At 40.1% G+C, this 19,499-nt stretch carries 17 protein-coding genes and 1 riboswitch; of the genes, 2 read left to right on the top strand and 15 right to left on the bottom strand.

What is annotated here, in order from left to right; translation table 11 throughout:
• Positions 1 to 54: 54 nt before the first annotated feature.
• The 3 genes from JI665_RS04390 to JI665_RS04380 all read right to left on the bottom strand — a co-directional run bounded on the left by JI665_RS04390 (position 55) and on the right by JI665_RS04380 (position 1,678).
• On the bottom strand, positions 55 to 435 hold the full coding sequence (locus tag JI665_RS04390; protein WP_206836734.1) for a DUF5367 domain-containing protein: 381 nt from the start codon (positions 433 to 435) through the stop codon (positions 55 to 57).
• A gap of 97 nt (positions 436 to 532) precedes the next feature.
• A complete protein-coding gene (locus tag JI665_RS04385; protein WP_206836731.1) occupies positions 533 to 1,024 on the bottom strand; it encodes an AraC family transcriptional regulator in 492 nt (163 codons plus the stop codon).
• Between the two features lie 123 nt (positions 1,025 to 1,147).
• The gene (locus JI665_RS04380) at positions 1,148 to 1,678 is read right to left on the bottom strand and encodes a cell wall hydrolase (RefSeq protein WP_206836728.1); all 531 of its coding nucleotides are present in this window, start codon (positions 1,676 to 1,678) and stop codon (positions 1,148 to 1,150) included.
• A 235-nt stretch (positions 1,679 to 1,913) separates the two neighbouring features.
• Between JI665_RS04380 and JI665_RS04375 the strand changes: the two genes are divergently transcribed.
• A complete protein-coding gene (locus JI665_RS04375) occupies positions 1,914 to 2,414 on the top strand; it encodes a GNAT family N-acetyltransferase (protein ID WP_206836727.1) in 501 nt (166 codons plus the stop codon).
• Positions 2,415 to 2,558: 144 nt separating this feature from the next.
• Here the strand turns inward: JI665_RS04375 and argH are convergent, their stop codons facing one another.
• The 10 genes from argH to JI665_RS04325 form a co-directional block, all read right to left on the bottom strand.
• Positions 2,559 to 3,887, bottom strand: coding sequence for an argininosuccinate lyase (gene argH / locus JI665_RS04370; RefSeq protein WP_206836724.1), 1,329 nt, complete (start codon positions 3,885 to 3,887; stop codon positions 2,559 to 2,561).
• Complete coding sequence (locus JI665_RS04365) at positions 3,888 to 5,411, bottom strand: Na+/H+ antiporter NhaC family protein (protein WP_206836720.1); 1,524 nt, start codon at positions 5,409 to 5,411, stop codon at positions 3,888 to 3,890.
• Between the two features lie 188 nt (positions 5,412 to 5,599).
• A complete protein-coding gene (locus JI665_RS04360; RefSeq protein WP_206836715.1) occupies positions 5,600 to 6,913 on the bottom strand; it encodes a hypothetical protein in 1,314 nt (437 codons plus the stop codon).
• Positions 6,914 to 7,433: 520 nt separating this feature from the next.
• The gene (gene add, locus JI665_RS04355) at positions 7,434 to 8,435 is read right to left on the bottom strand and encodes an adenosine deaminase (protein WP_206836714.1); all 1,002 of its coding nucleotides are present in this window, start codon (positions 8,433 to 8,435) and stop codon (positions 7,434 to 7,436) included.
• 55 nt (positions 8,436 to 8,490) lie between these two features.
• Positions 8,491 to 8,590, bottom strand: a riboswitch (purine riboswitch).
• Between the two features lie 45 nt (positions 8,591 to 8,635).
• Positions 8,636 to 9,658, bottom strand: a complete 1,023-nt coding sequence (gene nadR / locus JI665_RS04350; RefSeq protein ID WP_206836711.1) for a multifunctional transcriptional regulator/nicotinamide-nucleotide adenylyltransferase/ribosylnicotinamide kinase NadR — start codon at positions 9,656 to 9,658, stop codon at positions 8,636 to 8,638.
• Entirely contained in the window at positions 9,659 to 10,354 is a 696-nt protein-coding gene (gene pnuC / locus JI665_RS04345) for a nicotinamide riboside transporter PnuC (RefSeq protein WP_206836707.1), read from the bottom strand.
• Positions 10,355 to 10,382: 28 nt separating this feature from the next.
• Positions 10,383 to 11,147, bottom strand: a complete 765-nt coding sequence (locus JI665_RS04340) for an NUDIX domain-containing protein (RefSeq protein ID WP_206836703.1) — start codon at positions 11,145 to 11,147, stop codon at positions 10,383 to 10,385.
• 191 nt (positions 11,148 to 11,338) lie between these two features.
• The gene (glpT, locus tag JI665_RS04335) at positions 11,339 to 12,706 is read right to left on the bottom strand and encodes a glycerol-3-phosphate transporter (protein ID WP_206836701.1); all 1,368 of its coding nucleotides are present in this window, start codon (positions 12,704 to 12,706) and stop codon (positions 11,339 to 11,341) included.
• Positions 12,707 to 12,968: 262 nt separating this feature from the next.
• Positions 12,969 to 13,943, bottom strand: a complete 975-nt coding sequence (locus tag JI665_RS04330; protein WP_206836697.1) for a bile acid:sodium symporter family protein — start codon at positions 13,941 to 13,943, stop codon at positions 12,969 to 12,971.
• A gap of 4 nt (positions 13,944 to 13,947) precedes the next feature.
• Positions 13,948 to 15,339, bottom strand: coding sequence for an FAD-binding oxidoreductase (locus JI665_RS04325; RefSeq protein ID WP_206836694.1), 1,392 nt, complete (start codon positions 15,337 to 15,339; stop codon positions 13,948 to 13,950).
• Between the two features lie 199 nt (positions 15,340 to 15,538).
• Between JI665_RS04325 and JI665_RS04320 the strand changes: the two genes are divergently transcribed.
• On the top strand, positions 15,539 to 16,249 hold the full coding sequence (locus tag JI665_RS04320) for a FadR/GntR family transcriptional regulator (RefSeq protein ID WP_206836693.1): 711 nt from the start codon (positions 15,539 to 15,541) through the stop codon (positions 16,247 to 16,249).
• A 47-nt stretch (positions 16,250 to 16,296) separates the two neighbouring features.
• Here JI665_RS04320 and JI665_RS04315 read toward each other — a convergent pair whose 3' ends face one another.
• Together JI665_RS04315 and JI665_RS04310 are read right to left on the bottom strand one after the other, a co-directional pair.
• Positions 16,297 to 18,363, bottom strand: coding sequence for a DUF4179 domain-containing protein (locus JI665_RS04315; protein WP_206836691.1), 2,067 nt, complete (start codon positions 18,361 to 18,363; stop codon positions 16,297 to 16,299).
• Positions 18,364 to 18,530: 167 nt separating this feature from the next.
• The gene (locus JI665_RS04310) at positions 18,531 to 19,442 is read right to left on the bottom strand and encodes an SDR family oxidoreductase (protein ID WP_206836688.1); all 912 of its coding nucleotides are present in this window, start codon (positions 19,440 to 19,442) and stop codon (positions 18,531 to 18,533) included.
• Positions 19,443 to 19,499: the final 57 nt, after the last annotated feature.

Raw genomic sequence — 19,499 nt, 5'->3', positions numbered from 1 at the left:
ATGCAATAAACGAAAAAAATGCCTGCCCTGCAACCAGGGCCCGGCACTTTTTTCTCAAAAGGCATCCTTTGATCTTACCTTTATTGTGAACCCTGACAATAAAATCAGGCTATACGCCCAAAGCAGCCAGGAAGCGAATAAAGGAAGTGAATCATTAGTTAAATTCGGAAACACTTTTGCAAAATAAATAATGCTTATGATATCCAGCAGCATTCCTGGAAGAGCAATTTGCACTGCTGCCTTCAGACGTTCTGTTTCTGGAATATGCCTAAAATAATAGTAAGGATAGGTTGCAATTGAAATTAAAGGGATCGCCAGAATAAAAATCGAAAGCGCTAAAAAAGCCTGTCCAGGAATTAAAAAGATCTGTCCAAATAAACGGAATAATATTGTTGCTGATACCCATAATAGAAAGCCCCATGCAAAGTTAAGCATAAAATACACCTCCTGCAAAGATGTGCTTTATTATTCGCTGGAAGTCAGTTACATCCTGCTGATAATTGGTGAATTTTATGTAAAGATTCTGCAGGCATTACTCTGCATATGAAATTCTTTTTTTGATTGGAACATATAAATCAACCTTACATTTCCCCTCTTCATCTTCAGCGGGATTATTTAAATTATACTCAAGGCTGTGCCGATCGTAATCCGGTTCATAATCGCTATTTGGAAGCCATTCCCGAAACATGTACTGATAGGCACCATTCAATTTATCAGGGATATCAAAGAAATGATACAGAGCATAATCTCCGCCAGGCAGCTTTCTAAATTTCACTTCTTGATGTTTTTCTTTATCAAATCCCTCGGGTATGGTAACACAGGCATCGTGGCGGCAAACCTTGCTTTCCACCAGTTCAGGATTATCCAATGAAATGCCGATAAAAGATTGCTTCGGCGGCAACAGCCCATTGGTGTTTGCCCAGCTAATCAAATCTCTCCAATGATCCTGCAGTTCAAAATAACTTCCGGTGCGCCTGATAAATGCAACTTCAGTTTGGGGTAATTCCATTACAATGATATTCATTTTCACATCTCCTTCATGGAAGTATTTACCTCAAACAAATTTCGGCACCATATTTAAATTTCCTCCTTCCTTTGCTTTTTTTCCAATAAAAAAAGCGCGCAGCTTTTATGGCTGTACGCGCTTTTATATAGCAAATGCATGATTGCCGATTTTTTTCACAACTTCACGTGAAAAGATCCACTGGCTTGTAGCTGTGTCAGGGTTATAAAAATAAAGGAGCTCTTCATTTTGCTCCTTATCAATAAGAGCTGTCTCAACGGCCTGAACTGCTTCATTACTCGCCGGTTCATTGATGGAACCATTTTGAACAGGTTCAAAAGCATTCTTCTGATAAATAACGTCCTTGACTGTATCCGGGAATTGTTCATGCTCAACACGATTCAGCACCACGTCAGCAACTGCTACTTTCCCTTCGAACGGCTCCCCTTCTGCTTCAGCCTGTACAAGACGGGCAAGCAGCTTTTTTTCTTCCTCTTTGATGAAACGATGATCTGTTGATGATGACTCCTTCACGTCAACCTCAACTTTTTTATATGTTAGTGTCTCTGCAGCTTTCTGATCCACTGTCTCAGCATCAAAGTGATCTGCAGGAAACACGCTATATGAACCCATAATGAGTGAAATGGCAGCAACAAACGTTACTAAATTCTTCATTTGTAAACCTCCTGTTTGTAGTTTTTAGGCAAAAACAGGCCACTTATAAGGCTAACAGGTTTACAGTGGTAACTCATTAGTGAATCTATGGGAGAATTACCAATCTAGAAAATGGAATTTTTAATTTGCTCATATAATAACTTAACTTATATATTTGTACTAGCATGACTGATGAACAAATTTTTTTATGAATCGGTTCAACAGGTATAAAAAATTGAAAGAGGTGCTACTTTAATTGAAAGTACTTGAAACAGATCGATTAATTCTTCGCTGGTTAACACCAGATGATGCAGCATTCATTCTCAATCTTTTAAATGAACCTGCATGGATTCGTTATATTGGCGATAAAGGTGTACGTACACTAGAGGATGCTAAGAATTATATTGTTACCGGCCCAATGAAAATGTACTCTCAGCTGGGCTATGGCCTTTTTATGGTTGAACGGAAGGAAGGAAACACTCCTATTGGAATGTGCGGATTGATAAAACGAGATACTCTAGACAATGTTGATATTGGCTTTGCTTTTTTATCTACATATCAAACGCAAGGTTATGGGTTCGAGTCAGCTTCTGCTACATTGAAATATGGTCATGAGCAGCTGGATCTGAAACGGATCCTTGCCATCACATCCTTGGGAAATCATGCTTCCTCCAGACTGCTTGAAAAAATCGGCATGAAATATGAAGGAACAATTATTTTGGATAAGGAAGAGCTTAAATTGTTTGTGTCTGAATAATGAATTCTTGAGTATATTTCTATCCTGAAAAAAGGTGTCTCCCCCCAACCAATAAAAATTAAGCCTGGGGCCGACATCGATACGATTGATAACGGGCAAGCAAACAGGACCAACCCTCTTCGATTGGTCCCGTTTGCTTAATTTTTATCCCGAAATCTGCTTGATTAGTTTTTTGTTCCCTTTGGTTAATATGTTCTCATAGTCAATGTATTCGTAAATATCGTCTGTTATGCTGCTGCTAAACTGCGCCAGCTCTTCGACCGTTAAATCTTCAATCGCCTTCTTTTGCTCTTCACAATAAATAATGAGCTTGCCGACGATTTCGTGAGCATCTCTAAATGCAGTCCCTTTGCTCACTAAATAATCTGCAACTTCGGTTGCGTTCAAGAAACCTGCTTTAATGGCAGCTTTCATGTTTTCTTCCTTTACTAGAAGCGTATCAATCATTTTTGACATAATATCAAGGCAATCTATCACTGTATCGACTGCATCAAAAAACTGTTCTTTATCTTCCTGCATGTCTTTGTTGTATGTGAGCGGCAATCCTTTCAGTGTCGTAAGCAATGAAAAGAGGGAACCGTATACTCTGCCTGTCTTGCCTCTAATAAGTTCAGCTGCATCCGGGTTTTTCTTTTGAGGCATGATGCTGCTGCCCGTTGAATAGGCATCATCCATTTCAATAAATTTGAATTCCTGGCTGCTCCAGAGAATGAGTTCTTCACTCAAGCGGCTCAAGTGCATCATTATAATTGAAAAACTTGACATGATTTCCAGTAAGTAATCCCGATCACTTACCCCATCTAAAAAGTTGTCTACCGGTTTAGCGAATCCTAACAGGTCTGTAGTTATTTGACGGTCGATGTTGTGTGTTGTTCCCGCCAATGCACCACATCCGAGCGGGTTTTCATCCAAAATATCAATGGCATTCTGGACTCTCTTTTTGTCCCGGCTAAACATTTGTACGTATGCACCGAGATGATGGCCGAATGTTATGACCTGTGCCCTTTGCAAATGTGTGTATCCAGGCATAATGACGTTATTATTTGCTGATTTCTCATTTAACGAATGGATAAGTTGCTGAAGGACAGACACCACTTCTCCGGCTTTATTTTTTGCATAAAGTCTCATGTCAATCGCCACTTGGTCATTTCTGCTTCGTGCAGTATGAAGTTTCTTTCCTGTGTCACCAATTCTCGATGTCAGATTCATTTCAACAAAAGAATGGATATCTTCATATTCGCCTTCCACTTTTAATACACCGGACTCTATATCGCTCATGATCGATTCCAGCCCACTAATAAGTAAATCACCTTCAGACTCTGTGAGTAATTTACATTTTACAAGCATTTTTACATGTGCAATGCTTCCAGTTATATCCTCATAATACAGCCTATTATCAACAGGTAAAGATGTATTGAATTTCTCCATGATTTCATCTTCACGTTTAGTGAATCGTCCGCCCCAAAGTTTCACTTATAATTCAACCCTTTCACTATACTTTCTTGTGTGTATCTTGGATATCACAAAAACAGCTGCTATTAGCAGTACTATCGTCAAGATTAAAGTGAATGCACTTCCTGTGATCCCGGCAACGAGAAATCCGATTAATGCAATCGATGCATTAATGAGTGCATATGGAAACTGTGTTTTTACGTGATCGATATGATCCGCTCCTGCCCCTGTTGACGATAAGATCGTCGTATCGGAAATTGGTGAACAGTGATCTCCGAAGATACCACCTGACAATACAGCTCCTATACAAACTAACAAATGCGCATCGAGACCTACAGCCATAGGAATGGCTATTGGAAGCATAATCGCAAATGTCCCCCATGACGTCCCTGATGCCAGAGACATCCCCGCTCCAACTAAGAATAAGATTGCAGGTATGATGAACGATGGAACATTTCCTTTCATCGCCTCAACTATAAACGCTGCCGTTCCCATTTCATTAATTACTTTGCCAAGCGACCAAGCAAGGACAAGTGTGACTGCAACGTAAACCATTTTCTGAATTCCAGTTGTATAAATATCAATAATCTCGCCGAACTTTTTCACTTTGTACATAATCATTAAGACGACAATCGATAACGCCGCAAATAAGTATGCAGCACTTAAAGAAACCCTGAATTCATTTCCTGGTACCGGCTCAAACGGGAAGCCGAATGAAATTAACAATCCGAAAAGGGTAATGAATAATACCAATAGCGGCAGCCAAATTAATACGGCATGTCCATTTTTGGTAATCCCCTCCACATCTTCTGGTTTTCTAAGAGGTTTCGACTCAGGCCAATACAGATTGCCCGTTTGCTGCACTCTTTTTTCCGCCTTTGCCATCGGTCCAAAGTCCAATTTTGTCAAAGCCACTATAGGCACCATTGAAACGGTCAATAGTGCATAAAACTGAAATGGAATGACTTGAATAAGCGTACTGAATTCAGATGTATTTATGTTCAGCAATTCAAATTCTTTTTTTATAAGCCCCATTATATATACGCCCCATCCGATGAATGGGATCAATACTGCGACGGGAGATGACGTTGAATCGATGATCCATGCAAGCTTCTCCCTAGAGATTTTGGCTTTATCGAAAATCTTTTCAAAAACCGGTCCAACGATTAGTGGTGTGCCCAAATCGGAAAAGAAAATGATAATTCCTCCAAACCACGCAGAGATTTGTGCTTTTGCGCGTGTGTTAATGTACTTTATGGCACCTGAGGCAAGAGCTGCCCCTCCACCCGACTTCTCCATAAGTGCTACAAACCCGCCAATAAAGAATAATAAAACTAAAACTGCTGCATTGTAACTATCCGCTACTTGCGGAAAAATAAAGTTTCCGATTACTTCCATTGTCGCTTCGAGAGGGCGGCCACCGACAAGAATCAGGACTCCAATATACACTCCGGAGAACAGGGACACGATAACATTCTTTGTAAGTATTGCGAGAATTACTGCAATAATCGGTGGTATTAAAGACACCAAACCCATGTGATCCATAAACAAATCTCCCCTTAAACTAAATATTATCATTTTGTATATGGGTAAATAGTTAATATTTACCCTAAAATAAATTATATTTTAACGCATCCATGAAACGCAATAACAATTTAAAATTTTTAGACAATTTTTTATCAGTTATTATCCTAAAATTAGAAAGACTGTTGAGGTGATAATTCCCAACAGTCTTAAACAACTTTATTTGGTGAGTTTGTCAGTTTGTAAACGCGTCTCGGTCTTCCCCTCGCCGGGTATTCTTCCACCCCGGTACATTCAGCTAAACCGGCATCACATAAACTTTCTATGAAACGTCTTGTATTTCTTTCATCCCTGGATAGTTGAATTGAAATGTCTTTAACTGTAAATTCTTTTATTCCTGCATTCCTTATTAAAGCAAATAGTTCAATATAATGTTTAACATTGATTTTCTCGTTTTTAAGTTTAGTCATAAAGCTTTTATCATTAAAATACGGAAAATCCATCTTTTCTATGTTTTCACTATCAACTTCAACGACTTCACCATTTTCGTGAATAATAATAATTGAACCAAACCTCTCTTTGGATTGTTTTAGTGCATTGTTTGCATTCAGTTCCGCTGAAAATATAGTTTCACCAAATCCTATGCCTACACCCACCTTCAACCCAGACTCCAAAATCAATTTGTTTACTGTCTCTTCAATTTTTTGTATTTCCCGTTCACTATCACCGCGCGAGCTAAATATTAAATAGCGGCCAAGCCCTTTTTCTATTAGTGATCCATTCAACCGTTCACTTAGGTTTATTAAAATCTCTTTTAACTTCAATTCCATATACTGGAGCTGATATGTTTGTTTCGAACTTTTGAAATGATTTTCCAAATGTCCCATTTCAAATAGCTGAACTGCAACTTGGGACTCCATAAAGTAGAAAGTCTTTATTTTTTCAGAAAGGATGTTTAATGTATGGCGGATTTCAATATCACTTGTTGAAATTCTGAATGCAGGAACACTCATTTCTTTAAGTTGTAAATAAACTTCTTCAAAACAAGTGATTGCTCCTTTTGTCTCACCATTTTCCCATAAATGACTGTGGAAACCTATTAATTCTTCTGTTGAAGTTTTTTCGGAAAAAGTTTTCACATAAATCTTTTCGGGATTAATATTGAGTTGGTTAAAAGCAGTCTCTAAATGACTTTTTGAAATTTCATCTATACTTAAATGATCTAAAAAAGAACCCGTTTTGTATGCAAACTCCAAGAGCCCTTTGAAAATTCCAGCTTCAGTATGTTCGATATAAATTTGTTTTTCCGTATTTCCTACCGCTTCACATGCAATGTTATAAGAAATTTTCCCTGAAAAAATCCACAAATCAACATTGTTATTATTATTTCTTATTATATCTTCAGTTTCCCGCACTTCTTTATACGGATACGTTAAAAAAATAACATCTAACTTTAAGTCTTGTGCGATATGTATGATTCTTTCTACAGTGGATTGTGGACCGACGACCCCCACCCTTAACATAGACAAGCACTCCTTTAATAATAATGATACAATCTAGAATTCTATCTTAATGATACACATTATTCTGTAAATTATTAAGTTTGATTTTTAATTTTGTATTCTTCGATTATATTCTTTAATCAGTATACCTAAATATTCATTCCAATCCCCCCGTATCTCTCGATATTTTTTGTGAATAATTTAGCCACCCTTTATAAAGAGTGGCCTAAAGAATATTCACATGTTTTTACTAGTTTCAGTAATGGAAAGGTTAGCTAGTAAGAAGGAGCTTAATATCAAAAGTATAAAGCATCAATCAGGCGCATTGCTTTTTTAAAATGCTTATCTGATAAGATTACTTTATAAAAAGTATTCAGGGAAAAGCTGCATTTACTAGTGCCTTTTTACTTTTAATATTGTTGGAAACAAATAAAGGTGCTGTCCCCCTATTCATGTCCCTTGCTCATGATTGTATTAATGCAGCCAGGGTCATGCATCTTTCTTGCTCAAGTTGAAATTTCTTTTTTAGGCAATATTAACTTTAAATGTCCAGTAGATATTTCTTCAGTTTTTCCTTTGTCCCTTCATCTGCAAAAGCTGCTTCTACACTATTCATATAAATTTGTTTATAATCCTCAGCACTCATAGCAAATTCATTGGAAACAATATCACATTCCTTTGCCATCGTTGTATCCGATACTGTTCTGTTATCCGTATTAACCGTTACTTTAATTCCATCCCGATGGAAGTCGGAAATTGGGTGTTCGCTAAATTGGTTTACCGCTTTCGTTTGGACATTGCTGGTTGGGCACATTTCAAGCACAACCTGTTTTTCCTTTACAAGCTTATAAGCCTTTTCACAGTCCTTAATAAATACGCCATGTCCAATTCTTTCAGCTCCCAGCCATTCTACGGCCTCCAGCACATTTTGACCGATTCCCGTTTCACCGGCGTGGATGGTGACTTTGTATCCATATTCTCTGGCCAGCGCGATCGGTTCAATGAATTTTTCGCAGAACCCTTCCTCCTCGGAAGCACATAAATCGATTGCGACAACCCCTTTCCCAAGGAATGCCTTTCCCTTTTCGACGACCTCAAATGCACTTACCACACTCATCGTTCGCATACATGACAAAATGATATTTCCTTTAATATCAAATTCTTCTTCTGCTTCTCTCATCCCTTCAATCACACTTTGGATGATTTCTACTACGGATAATCCCTTTCGCGTATGAAGTAATGGGGCAAAGCGGACCTCCATGTACTTCACATTTTCCTTTGCTGCATCTTCAAAGAGCTCAAAGGAAATTCTTTTTAAATTTTCCTTTGACTGCATAACTAAGTTAGGAATGGAGAATCTTTTTAAATATTCATCCAGGGATTCGCAATCCAACGGTGCAATTAGTTCTTCTTTGATTTTTTCTTTATCAAAAGAAGGCAGGCTGATGCCTTCTCTCTTCGCGATATCAATGATGGTTTCTGGTCTGACACTCCCGTCCAAATGGCAGTGAAGTTCAATTTTAGGCAAAATAGTAAAATTCATAGCTGGACCTCCTAGATTTTTTTACAAAAAAAAATTCCTGATTACGAAGAAAATACAGCACATGTATCTTCTTCGTAATCAGGAATTATTGGTTCCTGGTAGAGACCTCCAAACCATATTATTGGAGTTATACGAATGAAAGTATTTCATTAGGTTTTTTAAAAGGATAAATAATATTATCTATTTTGTCAATCACTTATTTAACATTTCAGCAGCTCTTCAATATGCCCTATTGCACTCTGAAGCCGTTCCTTATAATCTCCGTTAAGGGTTTTGTAATCAATCTTATGATTGTTCAGCAGTGTTTTTAGAGCATCGTTGTTTTGGAGCCTTACTTCATGCTCTCCATGAACACGAAGTCCATCATCCACCCATTTCACATCAGTTTCAAGATATAGCCATAGGTCATAATCCTGCAGGTTCGCTATTTCATCCAGCACTGTTTGATGCTCATTGTTGTATAGGTTGGAGTAAAACTGGGTCACGATTGCCTCTGTGTCGATAAAAACAACCCTGTTCGCTTTTTCAATCGCCTTAATTTCACTAAGCTTATGGCCGTAAGCAATTTTGTGGTAATCTTCCTTAACTATGATACCTTCGCAGCCGCCTAGTTCTTCGCATACGTTTCGGCCATATTCCTCAACATAGGAAGTATTATAAACTTTAGCAAGATTCCTTGTCAGTGTCGATTTTCCACAGCTTTCGGTTCCAACCAAAACAACCTTTTTAACGAAATATGGTTTAACAAAGTCAGGAATGTACTCCCAATGATGAAAGACGCCTTCATTACGGATCACTGTTGCTGATATATTCACATGTCCCCGATTCGGATCAATCAATTCGTGTTTCGCCTCAGGGTAAAGTTCATTAAAGATATCGCTATATTCATACTCTGAACTAAATACATAATCAATGCGCTTTCCAATTGCCTTTTTTATATTCCCGGCACCTTCAGCCCAATTGTAATCGTTATTCCCCTGATCGTCTTTAATGGATATGACCTTAACATGCGGCATATCTTTTGTTAATTGGCTGAGCCAGCGCAAACGGATATGAGGCGGAATATAATTCATTTTAGAATGCTGGCACAATTGCCTGTCACGCAGTTCGCTATGGGACAGCACAACGTACAGTTCATCGACGATGGATGAGGCCTGCACGATGGCATAGACGTGGCCAAGATGGAGGGGGAGAAACTTGCCTCCAATAAACCCAACTGTCATTTAAATCGCCTCCTTCTTCTGGTTCACATACAATTTCCGCCAGTTGATATAACCATAAATGCTGTTGACCAGGAAAGCAGTCCACATGACCAGCATCGAAAAGTCATTGCCTCCCTGTGAGATGAGAGCACTCGCCCAAAGAATAATCGATAATACATTAACGGAAATCCACAGGAGCCATTGCTCCGCAAATCTCTTCAGCATCAATATTTGTGCAGTTATCGAAAGGACATTTGTAGCTGAATCCGTCCAGACAAAATTGCCTTCTAAATATCTAAGAAAAAACCCATATCCAATTGTAAGTACGACAATAGCTACTAATGTATAGAGCCAGCCCTTTTTAGTCAGGCTTTTAACTTTTACATCTTCCCCTTTAACATCCCGAATTGTTTTATGCTGTCTCCACAGATAAATTCCGATAAATTGCACCGGAAAATAAAACAGTGCATTGAGCATGGCTTCTCCATATAGACCATAGCCGTATGCAATATAAGCATAGGTTAAAGTTTGAACAATGCCAAAGTAATAGTTTGCAATCTTCCCCTTTGCCACCAGCACCACACATAACATGCCGCTTATGGAGGAAATCAGGCCAAGCATTGAATCCGACCAGGCAAAGAAAAGATAAATGTTAACAAATGTAAACGTGATCAGCCATATTATTTCGAACCGCGTCCAGTTCTTAAAGATCCCCATGTGAATCTCCCCTTTTATGATTTGCTTTTCACCCCTGCAGCTTATTTCTATACACGGACACAATCGGCTGGAAATCATTGAATCGATAAAGCTGGGCAGGCGTTTTGGAATAGCGGTTTGATTTCTTAGACTTTCCGTCTTCCGATACCGCTTCAATAAAAGGCAGTGTCGGTGCTTTTCTGAAAAAGGCAGCATCAGTCGAGATCGAAGGATCATCCAAGACCGTCAGTAATACCCCCTGCAGTTCAGAGAGCACAAATTCCTCAGGAAGAAAGTGCTTAGCAAGTGTTGTGAGCGCCATATCTTTTTTAATAAACCAAAGTGCATCATCCATAATGGTCCGATGATCGAATGCAAGATCAAGTTCAAGTGCCTCTTCAAGAGTAAACAGCTCAATTTCAGAAGCATCAAAAGTCTTTTTCCGGCTCCTTAATGCCGCTTCATTTGCAATGACATAATGAGCATTAGAAATTATCCATCCCCGCTGATCCCGGCCAGAAGAATCATAGACACCAAAATGTTTTATTTTCAGTCCTTCCACCCCGGTTTCCTCGGTTAACCTTCGCAAAGCTGCCTGAAACGCTGTCTCATTGGGACGTACAAAACCCCCGGGGAGTGCCCACTTTCCTGCTTCTATATTTGGATTTCCTTCATGGTCCAGCTCGGATCTTTTTATAAGCATGATTTTCAGTTCTTTTTTTGGAGGTTTATATTCTCCCGAGAGCTCAGATGTAATTGTAAAAACCGCTATATCGCTTGTGTAACCGTCTGGGGTAATATATATTTTTTTCAATTTTGTTCACCTCTTTTTTAATTAACATTTTGTTAATTGTTAATTAAAATATATTCCATAATTTGCTGTTAGTCAAGATAGTTTTAAAAAAAGATTTTCTTTTAAGAAAAAGATACTTATTACCTTAGTTTTTTAACGCATTTTTGAGCATAAAAAAAAGTGCCTAATGATTAGACACTTTCTTTTTTATCTTAATGTTGATTTTTAACAACTTCTTGACCACGGACATTCCACGTTACAGCGAATATGATGGCTGCAAGGACACAAGATGCGGTTAACAGCATAAATCCTGCATCCCATCCAGATGCATCTACGATAACACCCATTAACGCATTAGCAGTTACAGTACCTCCGAGGTAGCCAAACAAACCAGTTAATCCTGCTGCAGTTCCGGCAGCCTTTTTAGGAACGAAATCAAGTGCCTGAAGGCCAATTAACATTACCGGTCCATAAATAAGGAAACCGATTGCAATCAAACAAATCATGTCGATCGTTGGATTTCCTGCCGGATTAAACCAATAAATAAGAACGGCGATCAATACTCCCAGCATAAACACAAAGCCTGCAGGACCACGGCGCCCTTTGAAAAACTTATCTGAGATCCAGCCGCATAATAGTGTTCCTGGTATACCCGCCCACTCATATAGAAAATAGGCTACGCTGGACTTGCTCATATCGAAGCCTTTTTCTTCACTCAAATAAGTTGGTGCCCAGTCCAGTACACCATAGCGGACGAAATAAACGAAAATATTAGCAATAGCAATGGCCCAAACCCATTTATTATTTAATACATACTTGAACAGAATTTCTTTAGTTGTTAATTCTGTTTCAAAGGTTTTCTTAGTTTTACTTGGATAATCATTGCGATATTCTTCAATGGTTGGCAGTCCTACCGATTGAGGAGTATCACGAATGAGGAAGTAGGCCATGAATGCAACAACAATGGCTACAAGAGCAGGTAATATAAATACACCTTCATAGCCTGAAGAAGAGCTTCCGGCTATGCCTGCGAACATCGCCGCACCAGCCACGGCAAGAGGTGCCATTAGCCCCCCGCCGACATTATGGGCTACATTCCAAATGGCTGTTTTGTTTCCTCTTTCATTGATGCTGAACCAGTGTACAAGAACACGGCCAGAAGGCGGCCAGCCCATTCCCTGGAACCAGCCATTTAAGAAAAGCATAATAAACATAATAGCAACAGATGAAGTAAAGAAAGGAACAAACCCCATTAATAAAGAAATAATAGCAGAAAGAATTAAACCTGCAGGCAAGAATATCCTTGGATTACTCCGGTCTGAAAAGGTCCCCATGACAAATTTACTGATGCCATAGGAAATAGAAATAGCAGATAACGCAAAGCCAAGTTCTGTTTTGGAATAACCTTCTTCAATAAAGTACGGCATGGCCAATGAGAAGTTTTTCCGGATCAAATAATACGCTGCATAACCAATGAAAATTCCCAGAAATACTTGAAATCTAAGTTTTTTATACTCAGAATCAATTTGTTCTTCAGGCAATCTTTCAATTGGGGGAGCAGGCTTAAACAGTTTGAACATTCAGGTTCCCCCTAAGATAGATTTGACAACAATATTAACTGTTAAAAAAAACAAAACCCATACTTTATTAACACTTCCAGGAATGGAAGTGCAAAAAGCATGGGTTCTCCGTTTCTCCACCATAGTTAACTTGTTATGTCACATTCTAGTATTATTTGTAAACGTTGTCAATAGCCTATAAAACTATTTAGATTGTTTTCGATACGTACAAAAAAGGTGCCTGCCCTCTTAAGCTTTAAGGGCCAGACACCTAAACCCATATTTATAGTTTCACCTCAACTGGCTTAACTGCCGTTTCTAGTTCACTTTTCACAGCAGGTTTCTTCGACCAATAAGTCGCCAGAATCGGCCCTGAAATGTTATGCCAGGCAGCTGCCAGCACACTTGGAAGTGCTGCCAACGGCCCAAAATGGGCAGTTGCAAGGGCAACACCTAAACCGGAGTTCTGCATGCCAACTTCAATGGCAATCGCTCTTCGGTTTACTTCATCCTGACCAAGCACTTTTCCTGCAAAATAGCCAAGCAGGAGTCCGAATCCATTGTGGAGCATGACGGCTGTAAAAATCAGAAGCCCAGATGCGGCGATGGTTGCCGAATTGCCCGAAACGACTGCAGCCACAATCGTGATAATCGCTGCTACGGAAATAAGAGGTAAAACAGTTAAACTTTTTTCCACAGCCACAGGGAAGAATTTCTTGATGGCCAGGCCTAGAACAATCGGTACAATGATAACCTGCACAATAGACATAAACATGGCAACAGCATCAACCGGCATCCATTGGCCGGCAAGCATCAGGAGAAGCAGCGGTGTCATGATCGGCGCCAATAGAGTTGAAACGGAAGTCATGGCGATGGATAACGGTACATTTCCCTTTGCCAGATACACCATAACGTTAGAAGCCGTTCCCCCAGGTACACAGCCAAGCAAAACAAGTCCCGCTGCCAATTCCGCCGGCAAATTCAAAAGTTTCGCAATGACGAAAGCGACCAGCGGCATGATAATGAACTGTGCACAAACTCCGATTAACACAGGCAGCGGTTTGGTAAAGATGATTTTAAAATCGACTGCCTTCAGTGTAAGCCCCATTCCAAACATGACGACACCGAGAAGGATGGTGATATAGCCTCCCAACCCCAAAAATGGGTCAGGAAACATAAAGGCAATAACCGATGTGAAGATCACCCACACGGCAAAATATTTTCCGGCAATGGTACTGACCGCTTCTAATACCTTCATTACATCACGCTCCTTCTCTTGTCTTTAAGATTTTATTTGGGTTAAAAAGGTTATCTGGATCGAGGGCCTGTTTGATTTTTTCCATAACCTGAAGAGCCTGGCCATGTTCTTGTTGCTGGTATTTCTGCTTGCCTACACCCACTCCATGCTCACCTGTGCATGTTCCGCCCCGCTCAAGCGCATAGATGACAATTTGTTCATTGAACTTCTCTGCCTTTGCCACCTCTTCCGGATTACTCATATCAATCATGAGAAGTGTATGGTAATTTCCATCTCCTACATGTCCGACGATCCCTCCAGGTAGTCTCAGTGAATCGACCGCTTCCCTGGCATGGCTGATAGCGCCAGAAAGTTCTGAAATCGGCAGGCATACATCTGTTACCATCATTTTCTTCCCGGGGTGGCCATGGATATAAGCATAAGCAAGGTTATGCCGGGCCTCCCACAAGCGATTTCTTGCGGCATTATCGGTTTCAAATTCAATATCGAGGCAACGATGGTCCTCGACTATTTCTCTTGTGAAGGCGACATCCTGTTTCAAACCGGCTTCATTGCCGTGAAACTCCAAAAAGAGTGTTGGACTTTCGTTATAGTTTGTTTCACTGAACAGGTTCACCTGCTTCATGGATGGTTCATCCACAAGCTCCACTCTTGCAATCGGAACCCCTGCCTGTAAAATAGAAACAACCGCTTCCACCGCATCGTTCAATGAAGGGAAAGAAGCTCTTGCCGCCATCACATGCTCCGGAATACCATATACTCTTAAAGTCAATTCCGTAAAGCAGCCAAGCGTCCCCTCAGAACCAACGAATAAACCATTTAAATGGTATCCCGATGAGGATTTAGCAGCTAAATTTCCTGTATGTATGATCGAACCATCAGCCAGAACCACTTCCAAATCACGCACCTGATCACGCATCACTCCATATTTTACCGATGTTGTTCCGCTGGCATTAGTTGCCGCCATTCCGCCAAGCGTAGCATCCGCCCCCGGATCCACAGAGAAAAACAGACCATATTTTTTCAATTCCTTGTTTAGCTGCGTGCGGGTTACTCCAGGCTGTACCCGGACAAGGAAATCATTTTCACGCACTTCGAGGATTTTATTCATTAAGGAAAAATCAATTGTAATTCCATGTTCGTACGGTATGACGTGCCCCTCGAGACTGGACCCCAGACCAAAAGGAACGATTGGCACTTTATATTGATTTGCAAGCTTGACCACTTCACTGACCTGCTGGGCTGTTTCAGGAAAAACCACAATATCGGGAAGGCTCTCCTTGTGGTATGATTCATCCCTTCCATGCAATTCTCTGACTGTCTGATTTTCTGTTACCTGCTGCTCAGAAAGAACCTCTTTTAAAGCATGTACGAGGCTCATACTAGCTGTTTCCATCCTATACTCCTTCTTTCTTCTGCTAAAAATTTGGTCAAACCAATGTTATAATTGGTCCAACAAGTTAAGTCAATTATACTAACTTATCAGAAAAATTCAATTATTAATTTTATTTATTTTTCAGTATTGATTAATAGATTTTAGGTCTGTTACATTTAGAAAAGTGAATGAGGCCTATTTTGAAAAGAGGTTACGGGGAATGGCAGAGAAAAAAAAGACCTATCTGGTTTTAGTAGATAAAATTATAGAATGCTATTTAGGAGGAAATCTGAAACCGGGTGATAGACTGCCTTCAGAAAGAGAATTGGCAGGCCAATTCAATGTCAGCCGGACAACCATCAGAGAAGCCCTGAGAACCATGGAACTGAACGGGCTCATCGATATCCGCCAGGGAGGCGGAAGCTACGTTAAAGTCTCTGATGTCCATGCAAGAAAAGAAGAAATCATCACAGCTGTCAAATCGGAAAATCCCCTAGTATATGAAATGCTAGAGCTCAGGCGTGCACTGGAAGTCGAATCCTCCTTTCTTGCTGCCAAAAGAGCCACTTCGGCAGACCTGGAGAAGCTGCGGATAGCTTTGAATCATATGGCTCTGTCCAAACAAGACCCGGAATTAGCGTTAAAAGCCGACCTTGACTTTCACATTGGGATTGCCGTGGCCACTCATAATTCGATTTTCATTGAATTAATACATACTCTAAAAGGACATATGGAAGATACCATTAGAGCTACACAGAATCATCGCTTTAAGGATCCGTCCCGTTACGAGGATACAATGGAAGAACATAAGGAAATTTATCTGGCTATTGCCTCTGGAAATGGGGATAGAGCGAAGGAATTAATGGAGGGGCACATTACGAATATTAGGGCCGAATTGGTGGAGTCGATGGTGATTGATATAGGGAGATGAAGGCATAAATGCAGCTAAGGCTTTAATTGAAAAGAAGCAGGAAACCATTATCGGATTCCTGCTTTATCTTTTACTATCAGCTCAGTTTCAATCTCTACTATATCATCCAAATATTTCGTTGTATTATATCCGAAAATATCCAGACTCTTCGGAACCACGTTATCCCCTTGTATCTTAAAGCTTTGAACTGTAAAAAAGTGACGAGGCTGTTCAATATCTTCGTAAATAAAAGGTGCTTTATTCATATCATATTCTTTTCCATTCTTATCAACGATGACTCCTTCATAATCCCCTTCCATTGAAATATTTTCTTCCTCAGTAGCAATATTGAAATGAAGTGATTCATACTCTCGATTTTTAATTTCATGATTGCTAAAGACAACTCTGGTAGGCTGGCCAATTTCCACCTTGTCAATTGAGATGGTACTGCCTGCATATTCGAAGGTTTGAGGATACTTTTTGGAAGTATCCAGTTCGACAGTTTTAAGCTCTTCAATTGATAAATTCACACTATGAAATTGAATTTTGACCTCATCAGTTTCTTTTTCAAAAAGAGGTTCAAAGTGCGCCTGGAAGTTACTCCATCTAAAATCCGGCTGTGTATATACATAGGAACTTCCAAATAAATCGGCTTCCGTTATTTTATTGTTAATTTTCATATTTTTAAAATTGATCATGTCTATCCGCTTCTTCTTCTGTTCAGTTTTGAGGCCATATTGCAGTATTGTCGCTGTTGGAGCAAGGATTAGTTTATCGAACCGAACCGGTACTCCCTCAATTTCAATATCTTCCTCCAATGCATACTCGGTAGAAGGCTGTTTTGTTACGGGAATCTCAAAATTCCACTCTCCTTCTTCCGGCTCAATACTCTTGTAAGAATCAGATGAGTCACCTACTATTTTCATAACCTTATTAATTTTGAGCTTAATTGTGCTTTTATCCTCTTTAAGTGGGGGCAGACTAATCTTCCCATGATAAGTATTCTTTTCCTCATTGTTAAGCTCCGATCCAAAATCAGGCGGATAGTACCTTTGAGAAGTATGATCATTCATGATATTACGTTCGTCTTCAATAAAAACACCGTCATCAAAATTAATCATGTATTGATTATTTTCATTGGTATCCTCAATCTCATAAAAAATAAGAGTCTGAACATCATCAGCTATCGCACTCTTAATCTTTATTTTCACCCCATCACTTTCTGCTTCCAGGTTCAGCCTCTCACCCACATCCGCCTGCAGAAAGGCACGCAGCTCCTGATTTTCCTCGGTCCAGGTGTAATAGAGCTTTGAAAAGGCGCCTGTAAAAAGCCCTGCAAAAATGGCTAGAGCGAATATACCTGCGGCAATAAACCCATTTCTTTTACGTTTATTCTTCTTTTGCTGATTGAGACTTTCCCTTTCTGCAATTCGTTCTTTGACATTTTCCATAAAACCAGGTGGTACACTGAATTTCGCAATGGCTTCATTAAAGCCCAGCATAACTTCCTGTAAGGCTGCTAAATCTTCCTGGCAGTCCTGGCAATGATAGATATGTATTTCAAAATCAATCTTTCGCGGCCGGTCCATGTTTCTCTCCAGATAATCAACGTAAAGCTTTTGGAATTCTTTACAGCCGTGATAGTGCTCTCCATCTCCCATTCCGTTTCTGAGTGACTGGAGTCCTGAGAATATAAGCGCCTTAACCTGTTCGGCTGAAACCTGGAGAAGCTGTGCTGTTTCGTCCTTTGAGAGTCCTTTTATGTATGTTAAAACCAGTACTTCTCTTTTCTTCTCTTTTAACGGATGGAGTGCATGAAATATCTCTTGATGGTAATCACTTACCTCCGAAGCTTGTATACTTTTATTAAGAGAAAGCTCCCGGCAGATAAGGATAAAAATAGATAAAACCGATATTTCGAAAGATGTGCTGCTTTTAAACCTTGGCAGCTCCTTGTGCACCTGTAAAATGGCCCGATAAAAAAGCTCCTCTATCTTGCGTTGGTTCCCAAGATAGGACAAGCCAATTGCATATAAGGATCGCTGATGCTGTTCAAACCAGTTAACGATGGATTCTATACCTTTTACTCTTATCATCACTGGTAAACTGGGATTGTTTTTTGCTGGGATAATCAAGACCAGTCTCCCCTCTATGTATGTCTAATTATTTATTTACCTGGTTTAATTATAACGATTAGTGTGGAATTGTTCACCAAAATTTGGATAAGAAATTCATGTTCCCTCAGGGAAATAAAAAAACTCCTTTTGCAGAAGTTCTGCAAAGGAGTTATTCGAATGATAAGCTATCTATATCCCTCCACATCGGCCGGTTTCCCCGCCTCCTGGACCTCCACCAGATATCTGAAAGCATCAGGCTGAGAACCGTCCAGATCATGAAAGTTGTACATTTTGGCCAGCTGGCCACTGGAATAGGACCCTCCGTTCAACCGTTTTTTATCAGGATCCTTTGCTATAGCACTAATTGCACGCCCTATATACCTTGGTGTTTCAGAAATCACGAAATGAGGCTCCTTAATGGCCGCATCTTTCCAGTTTTCCTCTTTTACCCCAAATACCTCAAGCATGATTTCAGAACGCATCCAGCCGGGTGAAACAGCTACCGCTGTGCAATCATAAGGTTCAAGTTCATGTGCCAGCGCTTTAGCCATCCTGATAACCGAGCTCTTAGCCAAATCATAAAATAAAGACAGGCGGTAACGATTTTGATTGTACTCCTCTGTTCCGTCTGTGATTTCGGCAACTAATCCGCCTTTGTTTTTGATCAGGAGAGGGAGGGCATAATGACTTGTGATAATATGCGTATCAATCGCCAGACGAAGCATTCTCATCCCCTTCTCCAGGGAATGCTCCCAGACAGGAATATCCCATTCCATCAAATTTTCGCTTCCCCATATATCATTGACTAGGATATCCAGCCTTCCTTGTTCTTTCTCTATTCTTTCAATCAATGACTGCACCTGATCAGGTATCAGATGATCCACTTGGACAGCAATACCATTACCGCCCAGTTCGCTGACTAATTCTGCTGTTTCCTCAATGGTTTCCTTACGGCCATATTCCGACATCTGATTTCGGGTCGTACGCCCTGTAACATACACTGTCGCACCTGCAGCTCCCAGTTCCATGGCAATGCCGCGGCCAGCTCCCCGTGTTCCTCCGGCTACCAGCGCTACCTTCCCTTTTAATGATGTCATTCCGATTTGCCCCCTTTTGTGTTATATCTATACTATAATCATTAAAGTTGACATCCA

Origin of the sequence: Bacillus sp. NTK034 (genome assembly GCF_017303275.1) — a bacterium.
GTDB lineage: Bacteria > Bacillota > Bacilli > Bacillales > Cytobacillaceae > Cytobacillus.
Note: the sequence above shows the minus strand (reverse complement) of the source record. Positions and strands in the feature narration are given on the sequence as shown.

What these genes read in the sequence shown, in the direction of transcription:
- nadR (WP_206836711.1), bottom strand. Translation starts at nt 9,658, where the DNA reads ATGACAGTTGGGTTTATTGGAGGCAAGTTTCTCCCCCTCCATCTTGGC.
- JI665_RS04320 (WP_206836693.1), top strand. Translation starts at nt 15,539, where the DNA reads ATGGCAGAGAAAAAAAAGACCTATCTGGTTTTAGTAGATAAAATTATA.
- glpT (WP_206836701.1), bottom strand. Translation starts at nt 12,706, where the DNA reads ATGTTCAAACTGTTTAAGCCTGCTCCCCCAATTGAAAGATTGCCTGAA.
- JI665_RS04390 (WP_206836734.1), bottom strand. Translation starts at nt 435, where the DNA reads ATGCTTAACTTTGCATGGGGCTTTCTATTATGGGTATCAGCAACAATA.
- JI665_RS04330 (WP_206836697.1), bottom strand. Translation starts at nt 13,943, where the DNA reads ATGAAGGTATTAGAAGCGGTCAGTACCATTGCCGGAAAATATTTTGCC.
- JI665_RS04310 (WP_206836688.1), bottom strand. Translation starts at nt 19,442, where the DNA reads ATGACATCATTAAAAGGGAAGGTAGCGCTGGTAGCCGGAGGAACACGG.
- JI665_RS04325 (WP_206836694.1), bottom strand. Translation starts at nt 15,339, where the DNA reads ATGGAAACAGCTAGTATGAGCCTCGTACATGCTTTAAAAGAGGTTCTT.
- pnuC (WP_206836707.1), bottom strand. Translation starts at nt 10,354, where the DNA reads ATGGGGATCTTTAAGAACTGGACGCGGTTCGAAATAATATGGCTGATC.
- JI665_RS04385 (WP_206836731.1), bottom strand. Translation starts at nt 1,024, where the DNA reads ATGAATATCATTGTAATGGAATTACCCCAAACTGAAGTTGCATTTATC.
- JI665_RS04365 (WP_206836720.1), bottom strand. Translation starts at nt 5,411, where the DNA reads ATGGATCACATGGGTTTGGTGTCTTTAATACCACCGATTATTGCAGTA.
- JI665_RS04360 (WP_206836715.1), bottom strand. Translation starts at nt 6,913, where the DNA reads ATGTTAAGGGTGGGGGTCGTCGGTCCACAATCCACTGTAGAAAGAATC.
- JI665_RS04380 (WP_206836728.1), bottom strand. Translation starts at nt 1,678, where the DNA reads ATGAAGAATTTAGTAACGTTTGTTGCTGCCATTTCACTCATTATGGGT.
- add (WP_206836714.1), bottom strand. Translation starts at nt 8,435, where the DNA reads ATGAATTTTACTATTTTGCCTAAAATTGAACTTCACTGCCATTTGGAC.